We start from the raw sequence: 16796 nt of genomic DNA, 5'->3' as shown, positions 1-16796 counted from the left end.
ACAACCTCACCGGTGAGGGCGGCGGCGACGACGAGGTGATCACGGTCGACCTGGGCCGGCTCCCGCAGGAGGTCACGGGCCTGGTTTTCACCGTCAACTCGTTCTCGGGCCAGAAGTTCACCGAGGTCGCCAAGGCCTACTGCCGGCTCCTGGACGCCGCGACCGGGGAGGAACTGGTCCGCTTCGACCTGACCAGCGCCGAACCGCAGACCGGCGTCATGATGGCCAAGCTGATCCGCCAGTTCACCGGCGAGTGGGACATGACCGCCATGGGCGAGTTCGTGAAGGCCCGCACGGTACGGAACATGGTGAAGCCGGCGGCGCAGTCACTCTGACCTCGGGTCCGCCCGGCCCTCGACGACGCGCGCGGGCGCCCCTGTCGACAGGGGCGCCCTCCGCCGGCCGCTGACGGGCGACGGCTCACCGTGCGGGGCCCAGCCCCTCCGTCAGCAGGGACACGTACCGGCGGATGCTGCTGCCGTCCCCGTTGGCCAGCTCCGCCGCCGTCGACACCCCGTGCGCCAGCCGCAGCACCTCGACGGGCTCGATGTCCGCCCGCAGCGTTCCCTCCCGCTGCGCCGCCTCCACCAGCCGGGCCGCCGCGCCCTGCACGGTCGTACCGCAGGCGGTGACCGCGGCGACGCTGCCGTCGGTGACGGCGGACCCCATCAACGCCTTCATGCCGCGCACCTGAATGGTGCCGACGCACAGTTCGTTCAGCCACTCCACCAGCGCCTCACCGGGCGGCAGCCGCGCGGCGAGTTCGTCGGCGCGCACGGCGAACGCCTCGATCCGGTCGACGTACGCCGCCTCCAGCAACGCCTGGCGGGTGGGGAAGTGCCGGTACAGGGTGCCGGAGCCGACCCCCGCCCGCTTGGCGATGTCGTCGAGGGACGCGCCCTCCCCGTGCTCGGCGAAGGCCTCCGCCGCCGCCTTCAGCAACCGCTCGTAGTTACGGCGAGCGTCCGCACGCATGGGCTTGACCCGCGTCATACCGTGACTCCTCGCGCACCGGGGCTCTCTGTGTACTTTACCGAGGCCGCACAGGAGCCGACCGCACCGAGGCGGTCAGTCAGGCCGGTCAGGCAGGCGGTCAGGCCTCAGAACAGCGCGCTGTACGCGTTGAGCGCCGGCTGGCCGCCCAGGTGGGCGTAGAGCACGGTGGAGTCGCGGCCGATCTCGCCCCGCGCGACCAGGTCGACGAGTCCGGCCATCGACTTCCCCTCGTAGACCGGGTCGGTGACCATGCCCTCGGTCCGCGCGGCCAGCCGCATCGCCTCCAGCGTGACCTCGTCGGGAACGCCGTAGACACCGGCGTGGTAGCGCACGTCCAGCTCGACATCCGCCTCGGTCAGCTCGCGCGCGACACCGATGAGCCGCCCGGTGCGCTCGGCGATGCGGGCGATCTGCGTGCGGGTCTCGGCGGGCTTGGCCGAGGCGTCGACGCCGATGACGCGCCGGGGCCGTCCGCCCGCCTCCTCCAGCGCCGCGAACCCGGCGACCATGCCGGCCTGCGTCGACCCGGTCACCGAGCACACGATCACGGTGTCGAAGAAGACGCCCAGCTCGCGCTCCTGCTCGGCGACCTCGTACGCCCAGCCGGCGAAGCCCAGCCCGCCGAGCGGATGGTCGGAGGCCCCGGCCGGAATGGCGTACGGCTTGCCGCCCGACTCCTCGACCTCGCGCAGCGCCAGTTCCCAGCTCTCCTTGAAACCGATACCGAAACCGGCGCGCACCAGCCGGACGTCCGCCCCCGCGAGCCGGCTGATCAGGATGTTGCCGACCTTGTCGTACACGGAGTCGGGCCAGTCCACCCAACTCTCCTGCACGAGCACGCACTTGAGCCCGGCGCGGGCCGCACACGCCGCCACCTGCCGGGTGTGGTTGGACTGCACCCCGCCGATCGACACGAGGGTGTCGCAGCCCTGGGCGAGGGCGTCGGCGATGAGGTACTCCAGCTTGCGCGTCTTGTTGCCGCCGTACGCGACACCGGAGTTGCAGTCCTCCCGCTTGGCCCACAGGGCGGCGCCGCCGAGGTGTTCCGTCAGCCGGTGCAGCGGATGCACGGGCGACGGCCCGAAGAGAAGGGGGTAACGCTCGTACGAGGCCAGGGACAGGGACGTGGACAGGGACATGGCGCCTCCCGAGGCAAGGTCAGTCGTCGGAGTCGGCGAGATCGGCGAGGGTGCGCCAGATCTCCGCCGTGACGCGGACCGCCTCGTCCACGTCACCGGCCGCGCAGGCGGCGATCAGCCGGTCGTGCAGCCCGGCCGAACGGCAGGTGCCGCCCTCGCCGAAGCGCCGTCGCTCCAGCCGCCGGATGAGCGGGGTGTAGCGGGCGACGGTGGCGGCGGCGGCGTGGTTGCCGCTGACCCGGACGAGCACGTCGTGCAGTTCGTCGTCGGCGTGCAGGGCGCCCTCCACGTCACCGGCGTCCACGGCGGCGCCGAACCGCGCGTTGGCGGCCCGCATCGCCTCGACGTCCGCCGCGAACAGCCGGGGCACCGCCGCGCGCGTGACCAGCTCGTGCATGGCGCCGACCACGGCAGCCGCGTCCCGTACGTCACCGGCGACGACCGCGGTCACCCGCGTGTAGCTCTGCGGCTTGCTCTCCAGCAGCCCCTCGTCCACGAGCCGCGCGAACGCCTCCCGCACCGGCGCCCGGGACAGCCCGAGCCGCTCCGCGAGATCGGCGTCACGCACCACCGCGCCGGGCTCGATCTCCCCGGCCACGATGGCATCCCGGATAGCTGCGTACGCCCGCTCCCTGAGGAGGGTGCGGGGCACGGGTCGTAGAGGCTCCACAACTGAAATGTTAGATGTCAGTGGCGGGGAAGAGAAGAGGCCCGCATCGACGAGATGCGGGCCTCCGGGTTCCGCGGACGGTCAAACCGCCCACGGCCAGTCGGCGTCGCGGGCCGCTTCCAGCAACGGAACCATCCGGAAGGCCGCGTCCGAGAGCCCTCCGAACGTGTGCCGGTTCCCCTCCCCCGACGGCCCGTGGCCCGCCCGGTAGCCGGCCAGGTTCCAGGTGTAGACGGGCACGTGGGCCGGGACCTGCTCGGTCGGGGAGCCGTGGCGGCTGACGCCGTACTGCTCGTCGGTGACGATCAGCACCCGGTCGTGCTTCTTGTAGTGCTCGCGCACCGCGCCGGTCGTGTCGGTGCCGCCCAGGTCGCCGAAGCGCTCCAGGACCTTCAGCACCGACTCGCCCGCACGGAACCCCACCCGCCTGCTGGTCGTACCGAACTCGACGAGATCCGCGTCCGCCGCCCGCAGCGCGAGCGCCGTACCGAAGATCGCCGCGGCGTCCGCCCGGTTCAGCTCCGAGCGGTCGGACAGCCGCGAGTAGAACATCGAGCCCGAGCGGTCGACCAGTACCAGCGTGCGGCCCGGCAGTGCGGGCACGTTGGCCAGCGAGTGACCGAGTGCCTGCTCCAGCGGGTACGACCAGCGCAGTGACGGCGCGTGCTGGTACGCGGCGAGGTAGCGGAAGGGGAACTGCCGCGAGCGCGCCACCTCCGCCGAGTCGCTGATCTTGGCGGCGACCTGGGCCGCCACCTCGTCCGATACGCCCGCCTCGTCGAAGTTCCGCAGGTTGCGGACGAGCGCCATCGCGCCCATGGACGGAATCACCGCCTCCCACGCAGCCTTGTCCATCGGGCCCTGGAGCCAGCCGGCCAGCGCCTCCCAGGTGATGCCCGCGTCCGCGAGACGCCGCGCGCCACCCGCACCGGTCACGACCTTGCGCCGCTTGGCGGGCCGCAGTGCCATCAGGTCACGGTGGGCCGCCAGCACGGGCAGCGACTTGGGCACCACTGCCGTCTCCGGATGGTGCCGGCGGTCGAGGGCGTACTGGAACAGGTCGCCCTGCCACGGCTTCTGAGGGTCCGGCACGGCGTGCACCAGGTTGAGGATGTCGCCGAAGCGGTAGCCCTTGGACGCCGTGTCGTACTTCAGCAGCGACTTGGCGCTGTAGAGGCGGCGTACGGCGTCGGCGATGCCGCGCTTGACGGGCTTCGGAACGGCTCGGCCGTACCGCGAAGTCCAGTAGGCGAGCAGCTCGCCGGGCTCGTCGGGGCGGCGCAGCACGGAGTCGATGACCTGCCGGTTGGACGGGCCGTCCGTCGCACGAGCGTCGAGGCGCGCCTTCACGTACTCGGCGGCGCCCACGATCGAGGCCGTACGCAGGTTGCCCTCGCCGCGCAGCCAGCCGAGCAGGCCCGCGGTCCACTCCGGGTCCTCGACGGCGAGTCGGCGTACGAGCGCGGCGAACCGGTCGTCGCGGGCCTCGCCGGTCTCGTAATAGGTCTGCTGTGCAACGAAGTTGGCGATCGACAGGAGAAAGAGCTCGGAGCGTGCGTCACGCTCCTGACCCTGGCCGCCCTGGTGAGTACGCAGAACGCGGCCGGTCGACGTCACGCGAGAAGTGGGCTGTGCCTTGGTGGACTTGGTGTTGAAACGCGCCATGGTGAATTCCCCCGAATTCATTGATTTTCCAAGGGGGAGGCGCAGCAAATGGAGCGTGCCCGAGGTCAGGGGTCGGCGACGGAACATTCAGATGCTCTACCAATTGAGCTACCTCGACCTGAGTCGATTGACGGGACTCGAACCCGCAACCCTCTGATCCAGAGAAGTAACCGTTGCCTGCGCACCGGGCACACACCATATGCTGCGCCTCCCGAGATCAGGTCGGCGGCGGCGTGGATTCTTTGGAAGAGAAGTAGCCGCAGCCTGCGCACCGGGAGGTGCGTGACATGCATGAAATTGTGGTGTCCAGAGTTCAAGGCCGGCGGAACCGACGTAGGTGCTCTAACCCCTGAGCTACACCGGCGCGTTGTACCGGTGGCGGGACTCGAACCCGCGGCCGCCCCATTATCAGTGGAAGTAGGTCCTGCCTTCGCACCTGGACATGCATCACTGTAGGAGGCGTACCGCGGGCCGGGCGAATGAATTAATCAGCCGCGCTTCTGCCTCTTCCACGGCCCCGTGATCGCCAGCAGGATGCCCGGCTTCTGAATGTTGGCGTACAGGGTCTTTCCGTCAGGGGAGAAGGTGACGCCGCAGAACTCGCTGTAGTCGGGCTCGTCCTCGGTGCCGATGTTCAGGTCGTTGCGGGCGATGGGGTACGTGCGGCCGCTGTCGGTCGCGCCGAAGAGGTGCGAGACGCCCTCGCCGTCCTCGGCGAGGATGATGCCGCCGTACGGGGAGACGGTGATGTTGTCGGGGCCGTCGAAGGCGCCGTCGGCCGACGGGTCGGGGTTGACGCCGAGGAGCACCTTCAGGGTGAGGGTCCGGCGCTTGGGGTCGTAGAACCAGACCTGGCCGTCGTGCGGGGCGCCGGGGCTCTCCGTGCGGGCGTACGAGGAGACGATGTACGCGCCGCCGTCACCCCACCACATGCCCTCCAGTTTGCGGGCGCGGGTGATCTCGACGGCGGCGAACTGCTTGCGTACGGCGACCGACCTGGCGTCGCGGTCGGGTACGTCCACCCAGTCGACGCCGTACACGGTGCCGGTCTTCGTGGCGCGGGAGAGGTCGTCGACGAACTGGCCGCCGGAGTCGAAGCAGCGGGGGGCCTGGAGGACGCCCGCGTCGTCGGCGAGGGTGCGGAACTTGCCGCGGCCGTGCTCGAAGCCGCGCGGCGGGGTCCAGCGGAAGAACAGGCCGTTGGGGCTCGACGCGTCCTCGGTGAGGTAGGCGTGGCCGCGCCTGGGGTCGATGACGACGGCCTCGTGGTCGTAACGGCCGAAGAACTTCAGGGGCTTGGGGTCCCGGTTGGCGCGCCGGTCGACGGGGTCGACCTCGAAGACGTAGCCGTGGTCCTTGGTCATGCCGTTGACGCCGGCCCGGTCGGAGTTCTCCTCGCAGGTCAGCCAGGTACCCCACGGGGTGCTGCCGCCGGCGCAGTTGGTGGAGGTGCCGGCGATGCCGACCCACTCGGCGACCCGGCCGCCGGGGCGGACCTCGACGACCGTGCAGCCGCCCGAGGCGGCCGGGTCGTAGACGAGGCCCTCGGTGAGCGGCACCGGGTACGTCCAGTTGGCGCGCGGTCCCTTCAGCTCGTGGTTGTTGACGAGGAGGGTGGTGCCGCGCGGGCCGTCGAAGGCGGCCGTGCCGTCGTGGTTGGACGGGGTGAACTCGCCCGACTCCAGCTTGGTCTTCCCGCTGTGGGTGATGATCCGGTAGTCGAAGCCGGCGGGCAGCGCGAGGATGCCGTCCGGGTCGGGGAGGAGCGGACCGTAGCCCACTCCGGCGTGGTGGGCCGCCGCGCCCTGCCCCTCGCCGTCGGTGTCCGCCGTCTCGGTGTCCGTGGAGGCGAGGGCGTTCGGCGCGCTGGCGAGCGCGCCGACGCTGCCCGCCAGCGCGACACCGACACCGGTTGCCGCGGATTTTCTGGCGAAGTCCCTGCGGGTGAGCGACATGTTGTCTCCTGAGACGCTGGTGTGCCGTGGAGGGTGGCGGACCTCGGTCGGCGCAACCGTCCCCCTCACCCCTGAACACCGGCTGAACACAGGGCGGCGCCCGGTCAGGCGCCAGGGAAACTACCGGCCCGCGTCAGCGCCGGGGACCCGGGGAGCGGCGCGGCGCCGGCTCACCCGCCCTGCTGGGAGCGCGCCTTGAAGGCCGCCTTGCGGGCCTCCTTGGCGATCCGCTTGTCCGGGTGCAGGCGTCCCATGGCCTCCAGGACGTCGGCGGTGGCCGGGTGTCCGACCCGCCAGGCCGCCGCGAAGAAGCCGCTGTGCTGCTGCGCGAGCCCTTCGAGGAGGGCCTGGAGTTCCTCGGAGTTGCCCTCGGCGGCCAGTTGGGCGGCGAGGGTGTCGATGGTGAGCCAGTAGACGAGGTCCTCGGAGGGAGGCGGTACATCGGCGGCGCCCAGCTCGCTCAGCCAGACGCGGGCGAGCCCGCCGAGTTCGGGGTCGTCGAGGACGTCCCGTACGGCGGGTTCGGCCTGCGCTCCGACGAGGGACAGGGCCTGCTGGCAGCGCAGCCGGCGCAGCGGCGCGCCCTCGTCCGAGCCGCGGGCGGCGGCGAGCAGTTCGCGGGCGGCGGCGAGGGGTTCGCGCCGGTCCAGCCACTGTTCGGTCTCGGCGCGGGCGGCGAGCGGTCCGTAGCCGGAGCTGCCGTCGAGGAGGGCGTCGGCGCCCTTGTCGACGAGGTCGCCGACGGCGGGTGCGCCGAAGCCGGCCTCCAGGAGGCGGGAGCGGAGCCCGTAGAGGCCGAGGGGGGTGAGGCGGACCATGCCGTAGCGGGAGACGTCGGTGTCGTCGAGGGGGGCGGCGGGTTCCTCCTCGGGATCGCCCATGAGGGCCTCGTCGACGGGCTGGTAGGCGACCAGGCCGATCGGCTCCAGGAGCCGGAACTGGTCGTCGAGGCGCATCATCGCGTCGGAGATCTGCTCCAGCATGTCGTTGGTGGGCTCGCCCAGGTCGCCGGGGACGATCATGGAGGCGGCGAGGGCGGGCAGCGGGACGGGTCCGTCGCCGGGGCCGTCCTCGGTGACGGTGAGCAGGTAGAGGTTGCCGAGCACACCGTCGAGGAAGGCGGCCTCGCCCTCGGGGTCCCAGTCCAGCTTGGAGAAGTCGATCTCGCCGCCCTCGTCCATGGCGTCGACCAGGTCGTCGAGGTCCGGCACGGTCGCGTCGGCGAGGACGGCATCCAGGGCGGCGAGCCAGACCGCGAGGACGTCGTGCGGGGAGCCACCGGTGAGCAGGGGCAGGTCCTCGCCCGCGGCGACGGTGCCGGCCTCCTCGTCGGTGACCTCGACCAGCCCTGCGTCCACGGCGACCCGCCAGGCCTCGCTGGCGTGGGCGGCGGCGTCGTCACCGGTGAGTTCGAGCAGTTCGGCGGCGGCCGGCAGTTGCTCGTCGACGAGCCCGCCACCTGCGTCGACGCGGGTGTCGGGTCCGGCCCAGCGGGCGAGGCGGGCGGCCCGGGAGAGCAATGGCGTGGACAGCGCCTCGCGCGCCAGCTCCGCTTCGGGACGCAGCCGCACCGGCGGCAGGGGGGAGCTGTCTGACATCGGCTGTTCTCCTCGGACGCTTGGTGCCACTCAGGTGCTCAGCCGCTCAGCCTAGACGGGTTTGGACCCATGCCGCCCGGTTCATCTCCCGGTCAGGTCTCGTACATGGCTGAAACCTTGACAACTGGGCCGGGCAGGCAGGAGATTGACGCGCGTAGAAGTTGGGGGGACAGGTGTTCACTGGTTTCTACGCGCGTCATCCGCGCCCCACGTCTCACCCTCGTCCCGGCGCTCATGTACGTCCCCGGAGGGAACCCCTTGCCTAGCAGGTCTTCCGCGCGCCTCGCCGCGCTCACCGTCGCCGCCGTCTGCTCGGCCGCGTCGGCCGTCGTCGTCGCCTCCCCCGCGCACGCGGACTCGGTGCGCATCCACGACATCCAGGGCACCACCCGCATCTCCCCGTACGCCGGCAAGCAGGTCACGGACGTGACCGGAATCGTCACCGGCGTGCGCGGCTACGGCTCGTCCAGAGGCTTCTGGATCCAGGATCCGAACCCGGACGCCGACCCGGCCACCAGTGAGGGCGTCTTCGTCTTCACCAGCTCGTCCCCGAAGGTCGCCGTCGGTGACGCCGTCACCGTCTCCGGCACGATCTCGGAGTTCGTCCCGGGCGGCACCTCGTCCGGCAACCAGGCCGTGACGGAGATCGTCCGTCCGACGGTGACCGTGGTCTCCAGCGGCAACGCGGTCCCGGCCGCGACGGTCGTCGACGCCAAGTCGGTGCCGGCGGCCTACGCCCCGGCCGGCGACCCCGCCGCGAACAACTCGGTCAACGCCCTCACCCTGCGGCCCGGCACCTACGCCCTGGACCACTACGAGTCCCTGGAGGGCATGAACGTCCAGGTCTCCGACGTCCGCGTGGTCGGCGCCACCGACCCCTTCACCGAGCTGTGGGTCACGGTGAAGCCGTGGGAGAACCGCAACCGCCGCGGCGGCACGGTCTACGGTTCCTACGACGCCCAGAACACCGGCCGGCTCCAGATCCAGTCGCTCGGCAAGGTCGCCGACTTCCCGGCCGCGAACGTCGGCGACAAGCTGACCGGCACCACGGCGGGCCCGCTGGACTACAACCAGTTCGGCGGTTACACCCTCGTCGCCAACCAGATCGGCACGCTCAAGAGCGCCGGTGTGGAGCGGGAGACGACGGAGAAGCAGAAGAACGGCGAGCTGGCGGTCGCGACGTACAACGTCGAGAACCTCGACCCGTCCGACGCCACGTTCGACGCCCACGCCGCCGCGATCGTGAACAACCTGAAGTCGCCCGACATCGTGTCCCTGGAGGAGATGCAGGACAACAACGGCGCGACGAACGACGGCACGGTCGCCGCCGACCTGACGGTGACCAAGCTGATCGACGCGGTCGTCGCGGCGGGCGGTCCCCGCTACGACTGGCGCTCGATCGACCCGGCGGACAACACCGACGGCGGTGAGCCGGGCGGCAACATCCGCCAGGTGTTCCTGTTCAACCCGGAGCGCGTCTCCTTCACCGACCGCGCGGGCGGCGACGCCGCGACCGCGGCCGGTGTCACCGAGGTGCGCGGCAAGGCGGCCCTGACGGTCTCCCCCGGCCGGATCGACCCGGCGAACGCGGCCTGGAAGTCCAGCCGCAAGCCGTTGGTCGGCGAGTTCGTCTTCCGTGGCCGCACGGTCTTCGTGATCGCCAACCACTTCAACTCCAAGGGTGGCGACCAGGGGCTGACCGCGCAGTACCAGCCGGTCGCGCGCAGCTCGGAGACCCAGCGCCACCAGCAGGCGACGCTGGTCAACGCCTTCGTCAAGGACATCCTCGACACCCAGAAGAACGCGGCCGTCATCGCGCTCGGAGACATCAACGACTTCGAGTTCTCCGGGACCGCGAAGCTTCTGGAGGGTGACGGCGAGCTGTGGTCGGCGATCAAGTCGCTGCCCAGGAGCGAGCGTTACTCGTACGTCTACCAGGGCAACAGCCAGGTCCTCGACCAGATACTGGTCAGCCCGTCGATCCGGCGCGGCTGCGACTTCGAGTACGACAGCGTGCACGTCAACGCGGAGTTCAACGACCAGATCAGCGACCACGACCCGCAGGTGTTGCGCTTCAAGCCGTGACAGGCGGCAGCCGCACCGCACCGGTGCGGCTCAGGGCCGGCTGAACACCCCGTTCAGCCAGCCCTGCCAGGCCAGTTCGTCGGCCTTGGCATCGGCGTCCGGGGCGAAGTCGTGGACGCTGATGCCGACCGGCGCGCCCCAGTGGTTGCGCCCGAAGAAGCGGATGAGGGCCTCGTCCGTGCGCAGCCCGATGAAGTAGGGGTTGCGGAAGTCCAGTACGGCGTCGACGAGTCGCCCCTCGGGGCCGTGGACCCGCACCCCCTCGCCGGCGGCGGCGCCGTCGGCCAGGCCGAGGGCCCTGCCCACGGCGGCGAACGCGTCCGGGGCCTGGGACGCCTCGGGTCCGTCGAAGGTCGCGAAGGCCACCGGACGGGGCGCGAAGTGCGTGAGGTACTCGCGCAGGGTGTGCAGGTAGAAGTCGGTGTGCTTGTTCGCGCCGTCGTACTGGTTGTCCCAGTCGTCGGTGAGGATGCCGCTGTGCACGTACCGCACCCAGGCGCGCCGGCCGCCGTCCCTCGGCTCGATGACGTGTTCCAGCTGGTTGACGCTCTGGACCGGCATCCCGACGTCCTCACTGCGGATGGTGAGGTGATGCGGCGGGTCCCAGGCGGTGACCGTGGAGCCGAAGGCCGCCGCGCCGCCGATCCGGGGCTCGGGCGGGTCCATCGGCCACAGGTAGCCGCCGGTGCCGTCGGTGACCGCCTCCCAGACCTGCTCCGGGGTGGCGTCGACCTCGAACTCTCGGACGATCTCGAATTCCCTGTCCTGGGACATGGCGGGCTCCTATTTCTCCAGTTCCGGGGCGGTCTCGGGCTCCGCCGTGACCTCGGGCTCCGCCGTGACCTCGGGGTGTGCCTTGACCTTGGGCTGTGTCTTGACCTTGGGGTGGACGGCGACGACGATCCGGTGGTCGCGGCCGTTCTCGGCGTCGGGGGCTTCGTACTTGCGCACGAGCGCGGCCACACCGGCCGTCAGTTCCTGGACGAACGCCGCCCGGTCGGCGGCGGAGGCGAACCGGACCTCGCCGTCCAGCGCGTACGTCGCCAGCCGCCGGTCGGCCTTCGCGGCGCCGGTGATCAGCGAGCCGACGTCGCGCACCAGGCGGGCGCCGAGCGCGAGCAGCCAGCGCGCGGAGAGCTGGTCCCGGAACCGGTCCGGGTCCGGCTGCACGCCGGCCAGGGCGAGCGGCGAGATCACGTACGAGGCGGCGGTGGCGCGCATCAGCCGCTCGGTGACGTTTCCCTTGCGACGCTCGCCGGCCAGCTCGACCAGCCCGTGCCTCTCCAGCGCCTTCAGGTGGTAGTTCACCTTCTGCCGCGGCAGCCCGACCTTGCCCGCGAGCATCGCGGCCGACGCCGGTCCGGCCGCCAGCTCCGCCAGCAGCCGGGCCCGTATGGGGTCCAGGGAGGCGGCCGCGGCCGCGGGGTCCTCGATCACGGTGACGTCCAGCATGCGTCCAGAGTCGCACCGAACACTTTTTTTGTCCAGGCGGATTGAGTGTTCGGTGAGCTGGGCGGTCAGGGGCCGGACGTGAAGGGACCCGGCACCCGCGTTGGGGGTCCCGGGTCCGGCTCGGCCCGTCTCTCGGCTGTCGTCTAGCAGCGCGGCGCCCGGCGGCGGCCGAGCACTCCGGCGGCCACGATCACCGCGCCCGCCGCGGCCACGATCACCACGGGCCGCGGGTGCCGCATCGCGAACCCGACCGGTGCGCGCAGCGGCGCGGGGACGCCGCGCTCCGCGCGGGACGCCTTGTCCCGCGCGCCCGTCGCGACGTGGGCGCCCCTGTCCTGGAGCTGGTGCCGCGTGTCCTCCACCCGGCTCCGGGACGTGTGCTTGGCCTGGGCGGCTTTCTCCTGGGCCGTGTGGCCCGCGTGGGCCGCCCTCTCCTGGACCGTGTGCCCGGCGTGGGAGGCCTTCTCCTGGACCGTGTGCCCGGCACCCTTCGCCTTCTCCTGGACCGTGTGGCCCGCCTGGGCCGCCGTGCTGCGGAGCTGGACCGTCATCGCTCCGGCCCGGTCCCTGAGGTCGGCCGCGCGCGCCTTGGCCCGGCCACGGAGGTCCGTCATCGCCGCCAGCTCCTCGACCGTGCTGCCGAGCTGACTCCTGGTCTGTGCTATCTGCTTGCGCAGCTCCGCGGCGCCGTCCGCGGCTGCCCTGTCCGTCATCGGTGCGCCCTTTCCCTGATCTCCTCGACGTCCGCCTTGACGCTGCCGAGAGTCACCTCGGGCGTGGGGGGCGTGGCCTGCCGCAGCTGACTGCGGCCGGCCGCGCCCAGCACGGCGGCGATCACGAACAGCACCGCCGTCACGATGAGCGCCGCGGCCCAGACCGGCAGCACCAGCGAGAGGGCGGCGACGCCCGTGCCCGCGAGGGCCAGCAGGCCGGCGTACGCGAACGCGCCCGCGGCACCCAGCATGCCGCCGCCGCGGCCCGCGCGGCGCCCCTTCTCCGCCAGCTCCTCCTTGGCGAGGGCCATCTCCTGCCGGACCAGCCGGGAGAGCTGCTCGCTCGCCTGACCGACGAGTTCTCCGACCGTACGGTGCCCGTCATGGACGGGCCGGGTCTCCATGGTCCCTGTCACGTGTTCCGCCTCCTCTCGGTTCCGACGACCGAGTACCCGCGCGGCCGACGACTACCCGTGCGGTGCGGCGGCGTGGGCGGACGGCGATCTCGCAGTGCCCCTTACCCATACCGCGTAGAAGATTTAAGTGGAGCTTCACGGTCGTGGTGCCGAGACTGCTTCCATGACGAACGCACCCTCCCCCGCCCCGCCCTTCGGCCGCGCGCTCTGCGCGATGGTCACGCCCTTCACCGCGTCCGGCGCGCTCGACCTCGACGGCGCGGGACGGCTCGCCGCCCATCTGGTGGCCGAGGGCTGCGACGGCCTGGTGCTGTCCGGCACGACCGGCGAGTCTCCGACGACCACGGACGCCGAGAAGGCGGAGCTGGTGCGGGCCGTCCGGTCGGCGGTCGGGGACCGGGTGCCCCTGGTGGCGGGGGTCGGTACGGCCGACACCCGGCACACCGTCGAACTCGCCCTCGCCGCCGAGAAGGCGGGCGCCGACGGGGTGCTGGTGGTCAGCCCCTACTACAGCCGGCCCCCGCAGGAGGCGATCGAGGCGCACTTCCGCCAGATCGCGGACTCCACCGGCCTGCCGGTCACGCTCTACGACATCCCCGGCCGCACCGGCACCCGTATCGAACCCGACACCCTGATCCGTCTCGCCGAGCACCCCCGGATCGTGGCGGTGAAGGACTGCTCCTACGACTTCCTCGCCGCCCAGAAGGTCATCTCCCGCACGGAGTTGGCGTACTACGCCGGCTGCGACGAACACAACCTCGCGCTGTACGCGGTGGGCGGCGCGGGATATGTGAGCACGGTCGCGAACCTCGTCCCCGCGCGACTCCGCTCGGTCCTCGACCTTTTCGACACGGGCGACACGGCGAAGGCGGCCCTCCTCCAGCAACGCGCCATGCGCCTCATCGAGTTGACGATGTCGGACGGACTGCCCGGTGCGGTCACCGTGAAGGCCCTCCTCAACGAACTGGGCCTGCCCGCGGGCCCGGTCCGCGCACCGCTGCTGCCCGCCGGCCGGGAGACGGTCGACGGGCTGCGGGCGGCCTACGAGGAGCTGACGGCCGGCTGATCAGCGCTCGGCGAAGACGGGCTCCCACGGCTCCTGGCCGGTCTCCGGATGCTCGCGGACCCCGCTCAGCGGTACGACCCTGTCGCTGCCGATCGTGACCAGCACGAGCCGGTCCTTGTACGTCTCGTCCTCACCGGTGGTCCGCTCCCAGGCGATGAGCCGCTGGTCGTCGGCCCAGGCGAGCAGTTCGGCGCCGCGGACCTTGGTGATCTCCTTGCCGGTGAGGGGATCCTTGATGAGGGAGTACGACCGGCCGGGCAGGCTCCCGGCCTCCGGCGCGATGGCGGGCCGGTACTCCTCGGCCAGGCCGAGAGCGGCCAGCCTGCCGTTCGGGGACAGCCGCGCGGGCACGTCCCAGCGCAGGTGCTTCTCGTTCGCGGGTGCGGCGGTCTCCTTGCCCGACAGGTCGTAGAACGTCGGCCGGACGAGCGTGACGAGACCTCCGCCGGTCGCGAACAGGTGCTGGTCGTCACGGGTGAAGGCGAAGTCGGCGCGGCCACCCGCGGAGGAACTCGGGACCGGGTGCCAGACACCCCCGTCCCGCCCGGCCAGGTCCAGGAGCAGGAACCCGGTCCGGCTCACCTTGTGCGTGGACGTCCACTCGCCCTCGCTCCCCTCGCCGTTCCCGGGCTTCTCGAGCGGGTCGGGGTGCTCGGAGTACGTCGTCGCGACCAGCTCTGTCCCGTCGTTCGAGAACGCCAGCCCGGCGACCCCCTTCCCGACCGGGATCCACCGCTCGACCTCCCCCGTCGCGAGGTCGAGCAGCCCGATCCGGGCGGCGGGCAGGGTCCGCTCCAGCACCGCGGCGGTCTTCAGACCCGGTGCCACGGCGACGAAGGACCACCGGGTGTCCTTCTCGTACTTGCCGGTGTCGGGATCGAGCAGCCAGTAGGTCCGCTCGAGGGTCGCCTCCTCCTCGTTCTTCGCCACGAGCGCCGTCGTGTAGTACGCGGCGAGCGCCGACCGTCCTGCCGCGATCAGGCCGCTCGGCGGCGACTGGTCGGGGTGGGCACTGATCCCGTCCCCCTGCGTGACACTCGCGGGGCGTACGTCGTCGCGTCCGTCGTTCAGCATCGGCACCGCCACCGAGACGGCCACCACGGCCGCGGTGGCGGCGGCGACGGACACGAGCCTGTGGGTGCGGCGGCGCCGGCGGACGGCCAGCACCCGGTCGGTGAACCCCGGTCCCGCCGACGCCTCTTCGACGGCCAGCTCCCGCAGGGAGTCACGCACGAGATCCTCGACATTCACGGACGTACCTCCACGGGTGTGCAGTCATGAGCCGGCGGCTGCCGGGTGTCCCCGCCACTCAGGGCGGCCAGCTCGGGCGCGAGGGTGCGCAGCCGGGCGAGCGAGCGGTGGGTGGTGGACCGTACGGTGCCGACGGAGCAGCCCAGGATGCGGGCCACTTCGGCCTCGGGCAGATCCTCGAAGTAGCGCAGCACCAGCACGGTGCGCTGCCGGGCGGTGAGCCGGGCGAGCGCGCCGCGCATCACGAGCCGCAGCTCGGCGGCGGACGAGGCGTCCGCGTCCGCCCGCCCCTCCGGCGGCTCGGCGACACTCAGCTCACGTCTGGGCCACTTCAACCGCCAGCGGCTGATCTGCTGCCGGTAGAGGATCTGCCGTACGTACGCCTCGGGTTCGTCGATGCGGTGCCAGCGGCCGGCCATCTTGATCAGCGCGTTCTGCAGCAGATCCTCGGCCGTGTGCCGGTCCCCGCCGCTGAGCAGCACGGCCGTCTTCAGCAGCGCGGACGACCGGTGCTCCACGAACTCTCGGAAGCTGTCCTGCGCTTCGGCATCCATCGTCACCTTCTCTTCCCCCGGGGCGGACCCGATGGCCGCCCCCTGTGCCCCTTGTGACGCGCCCGACCGCACCCCGCTATGTCTGCGCGTACGAGGAAACTCCACCGACCCTGACGGAGTTCGCGTCGACGCCGCGGACATGGGCAAGCGCCCTCCCGCACTCGGCGGAAGGGCGCTTGCTGTGACGCCGGACGTCAGTTGTGGCTGTGCAGGATCTCGTTCAGCCCGCCCCACACCGCGTTGTTCGGCCGGGCCTCGACCGTGCCGGTGACCGAGTTGCGGCGGAACAGGATGTTGGAGGCGCCGGAGAGCTCGCGGGCCTTGACGATCTGGCCGTCGGGCATGGTCACGCGGGTGCCGGCGGTGACGTAGAGACCGGCCTCGACGACGCACTCGTCGCCCAGCGCGATACCGACGCCCGCCTCGGCGCCGATCAGGCAGCGCTCGCCGATGGCGATGATCACGTTGCCGCCGCCGGAGAGCGTGCCCATCGTGGAGGCGCCGCCGCCGATGTCCGAACCGTCACCCACGACGACGCCCGCGGAGATACGGCCCTCGACCATCGACGTGCCCAGGGTGCCGGCGTTGAAGTTCACGAAGCCCTCGTGCATGACCGTCGTGCCCTCGGCGAGGTGCGCGCCCAGGCGGACCCGGTCCGCGTCGGCGATGCGGACGCCCTTGGGGGCCACGTAGTCCGTCATGCGCGGGAACTTGTCGACCGACGTCACCTGGAGGTGCAGGCCCTCGGCGCGGGCGTTCAGCCGGACCTTCTCGATGTCGTCCACGGCGACCGGGCCCAGCGACGTCCACGCGACGTTGGCGAGCAGGCCGAAGATGCCCTCCAGGCTCTGGCCGTGCGGCTTGACCAGGCGGTGGGAGAGCAGGTGCAGGCGCAGGTAGGTGTCGTGCGTGTCGATCGGCTTGTCGTCGAGGGAGCTGATGACCGTGCGGACCGCGACGACTTCCACTCCTCGGCGGGCGTCCGGGCCGATCGCCTTGGCCGCTCCCTCACCGAGCAGTTCCACGGCCTTCTCGGGTGACAGGCGCTCGGTGCCGGACGGGCCGGGCTCGTCGGTGAGCCGGGGGGCGGGGAACCAGGTGTCGAGAACGGTGCCGTCGGCGGCGAGGGTGGCGAGGCCGGCGGCCGCGGCGCCGGTGGTGCGAGTCGTGTCGGTCATGAGGGAAACCTAACCGGCGGGGGCGGATGGAGGCCAACCCGCGGGGCGGTGTCTCAGG

At 71.7% G+C, this 16796-nt stretch carries 16 protein-coding genes; 3 read left to right on the top strand and 13 right to left on the bottom strand.

Going from position 1 to position 16796, the window contains the following annotated elements; translation table 11 throughout:
• The coding region (locus tag BZL64_RS25010) for a TerD family protein (protein ID WP_143663307.1) at positions 1-335 on the top strand (335 nt) is incomplete at its 5' end.
• Positions 336-420: 85 nt separating this feature from the next.
• Here the strand turns inward: BZL64_RS25010 and BZL64_RS25005 are convergent.
• The 6 genes from BZL64_RS25005 to BZL64_RS24980 all read right to left on the bottom strand — a co-directional run bounded on the left by BZL64_RS25005 (position 421) and on the right by BZL64_RS24980 (position 8023).
• Positions 421-993: a TetR/AcrR family transcriptional regulator gene (locus BZL64_RS25005; protein WP_086771450.1), complete on the bottom strand. Its 573-nt coding sequence runs from the start codon at positions 991-993 to the stop codon at positions 421-423.
• Positions 994-1100: 107 nt separating this feature from the next.
• Positions 1101-2117 carry a 1-aminocyclopropane-1-carboxylate deaminase gene (locus BZL64_RS25000; RefSeq protein ID WP_086771451.1) on the bottom strand — a complete coding sequence of 339 codons (1017 nt, stop codon included), beginning with the start codon at positions 2115-2117 and terminating at the stop codon, positions 1101-1103.
• Positions 2118-2154: 37 nt separating this feature from the next.
• A complete protein-coding gene (locus BZL64_RS24995; RefSeq protein ID WP_086771449.1) occupies positions 2155-2805 on the bottom strand; it encodes a GntR family transcriptional regulator in 651 nt (216 codons plus the stop codon).
• Positions 2806-2886: 81 nt separating this feature from the next.
• Positions 2887-4470 (bottom strand): TROVE domain-containing protein, encoded by a 1584-nt coding sequence (locus BZL64_RS24990; RefSeq protein ID WP_086771448.1) that lies wholly within the window; start codon positions 4468-4470, stop codon positions 2887-2889.
• 488 nt (positions 4471-4958) lie between these two features.
• The gene (locus BZL64_RS24985; RefSeq protein WP_086771447.1) at positions 4959-6425 is read right to left on the bottom strand and encodes an alkaline phosphatase PhoX; all 1467 of its coding nucleotides are present in this window, start codon (positions 6423-6425) and stop codon (positions 4959-4961) included.
• A gap of 170 nt (positions 6426-6595) precedes the next feature.
• Positions 6596-8023: a hypothetical protein gene (locus tag BZL64_RS24980; RefSeq protein ID WP_086771446.1), complete on the bottom strand. Its 1428-nt coding sequence runs from the start codon at positions 8021-8023 to the stop codon at positions 6596-6598.
• Between the two features lie 258 nt (positions 8024-8281).
• Between BZL64_RS24980 and BZL64_RS24975 the strand changes: the two genes are divergently transcribed.
• Positions 8282-10108: an endonuclease/exonuclease/phosphatase family protein gene (locus BZL64_RS24975; RefSeq protein WP_086771445.1), complete on the top strand. Its 1827-nt coding sequence runs from the start codon at positions 8282-8284 to the stop codon at positions 10106-10108.
• Positions 10109-10138: 30 nt separating this feature from the next.
• On the opposite strand, the gene BZL64_RS24970 is transcribed toward BZL64_RS24975, so the two are convergent.
• The 4 genes from BZL64_RS24970 to BZL64_RS24955 form a co-directional block, all read right to left on the bottom strand.
• On the bottom strand, positions 10139-10882 hold the full coding sequence (locus tag BZL64_RS24970; RefSeq protein WP_086771444.1) for an SRPBCC family protein: 744 nt from the start codon (positions 10880-10882) through the stop codon (positions 10139-10141).
• 9 nt (positions 10883-10891) lie between these two features.
• Positions 10892-11560 carry an ArsR/SmtB family transcription factor gene (locus BZL64_RS24965; protein ID WP_244205481.1) on the bottom strand — a complete coding sequence of 223 codons (669 nt, stop codon included), beginning with the start codon at positions 11558-11560 and terminating at the stop codon, positions 10892-10894.
• A 143-nt stretch (positions 11561-11703) separates the two neighbouring features.
• On the bottom strand, positions 11704-12273 hold the full coding sequence (locus BZL64_RS24960) for a DUF3618 domain-containing protein (protein WP_086771443.1): 570 nt from the start codon (positions 12271-12273) through the stop codon (positions 11704-11706).
• A complete protein-coding gene (locus BZL64_RS24955; RefSeq protein WP_107430341.1) occupies positions 12270-12689 on the bottom strand; it encodes a phage holin family protein in 420 nt (139 codons plus the stop codon). Before BZL64_RS24955 ends, BZL64_RS24960 begins: the two co-directional genes overlap by 4 nt.
• Before the next feature lie 163 nt (positions 12690-12852).
• Between BZL64_RS24955 and dapA the strand changes: the two genes are divergently transcribed.
• Entirely contained in the window at positions 12853-13755 is a 903-nt protein-coding gene (dapA, locus tag BZL64_RS24950; protein WP_167396197.1) for a 4-hydroxy-tetrahydrodipicolinate synthase, read from the top strand.
• On the opposite strand, the gene BZL64_RS24945 is transcribed toward dapA, so the two are convergent.
• The 3 genes from BZL64_RS24945 to dapD form a co-directional block, all read right to left on the bottom strand.
• Positions 13756-15006 carry a YncE family protein gene (locus BZL64_RS24945; protein ID WP_086771440.1) on the bottom strand — a complete coding sequence of 417 codons (1251 nt, stop codon included), beginning with the start codon at positions 15004-15006 and terminating at the stop codon, positions 13756-13758.
• Positions 15003-15560 (bottom strand): SigE family RNA polymerase sigma factor, encoded by a 558-nt coding sequence (locus BZL64_RS24940; RefSeq protein ID WP_086771439.1) that lies wholly within the window; start codon positions 15558-15560, stop codon positions 15003-15005. Before BZL64_RS24940 ends, BZL64_RS24945 begins: the two co-directional genes overlap by 4 nt.
• A 194-nt stretch (positions 15561-15754) precedes the next feature.
• Positions 15755-16738 (bottom strand): 2,3,4,5-tetrahydropyridine-2,6-dicarboxylate N-succinyltransferase, encoded by a 984-nt coding sequence (gene dapD / locus BZL64_RS24935; protein ID WP_086771438.1) that lies wholly within the window; start codon positions 16736-16738, stop codon positions 15755-15757.
• Between the last annotated feature and the right edge of the window lie 58 nt (positions 16739-16796).

Source organism: Streptomyces bobili (genome assembly GCF_002154575.1).
Classification (GTDB): domain Bacteria; phylum Actinomycetota; class Actinomycetes; order Streptomycetales; family Streptomycetaceae; genus Streptomyces; species Streptomyces bobili.
This window is presented reverse-complemented; position numbering and strand designations above follow the sequence as displayed.

Excerpts from the sequence above, each read along its gene's own strand:
- BZL64_RS25005 (WP_086771450.1), bottom strand. The coding sequence starts at position 993 with ATGACGCGGGTCAAGCCCATGCGTGCGGACGCTCGCCGTAACTACGAG.
- BZL64_RS24990 (WP_086771448.1), bottom strand. The coding sequence starts at position 4,470 with ATGGCGCGTTTCAACACCAAGTCCACCAAGGCACAGCCCACTTCTCGC.
- BZL64_RS24985 (WP_086771447.1), bottom strand. The coding sequence starts at position 6,425 with ATGTCGCTCACCCGCAGGGACTTCGCCAGAAAATCCGCGGCAACCGGT.
- BZL64_RS24980 (WP_086771446.1), bottom strand. The coding sequence starts at position 8,023 with ATGTCAGACAGCTCCCCCCTGCCGCCGGTGCGGCTGCGTCCCGAAGCG.
- BZL64_RS24970 (WP_086771444.1), bottom strand. The coding sequence starts at position 10,882 with ATGTCCCAGGACAGGGAATTCGAGATCGTCCGAGAGTTCGAGGTCGAC.
- BZL64_RS24965 (WP_244205481.1), bottom strand. The coding sequence starts at position 11,560 with ATGCTGGACGTCACCGTGATCGAGGACCCCGCGGCCGCGGCCGCCTCC.
- BZL64_RS24960 (WP_086771443.1), bottom strand. The coding sequence starts at position 12,273 with ATGACGGACAGGGCAGCCGCGGACGGCGCCGCGGAGCTGCGCAAGCAG.
- dapA (WP_167396197.1), top strand. The coding sequence starts at position 12,853 with ATGACGAACGCACCCTCCCCCGCCCCGCCCTTCGGCCGCGCGCTCTGC.
- BZL64_RS24940 (WP_086771439.1), bottom strand. The coding sequence starts at position 15,560 with ATGGATGCCGAAGCGCAGGACAGCTTCCGAGAGTTCGTGGAGCACCGG.
- dapD (WP_086771438.1), bottom strand. The coding sequence starts at position 16,738 with ATGACCGACACGACTCGCACCACCGGCGCCGCGGCCGCCGGCCTCGCC.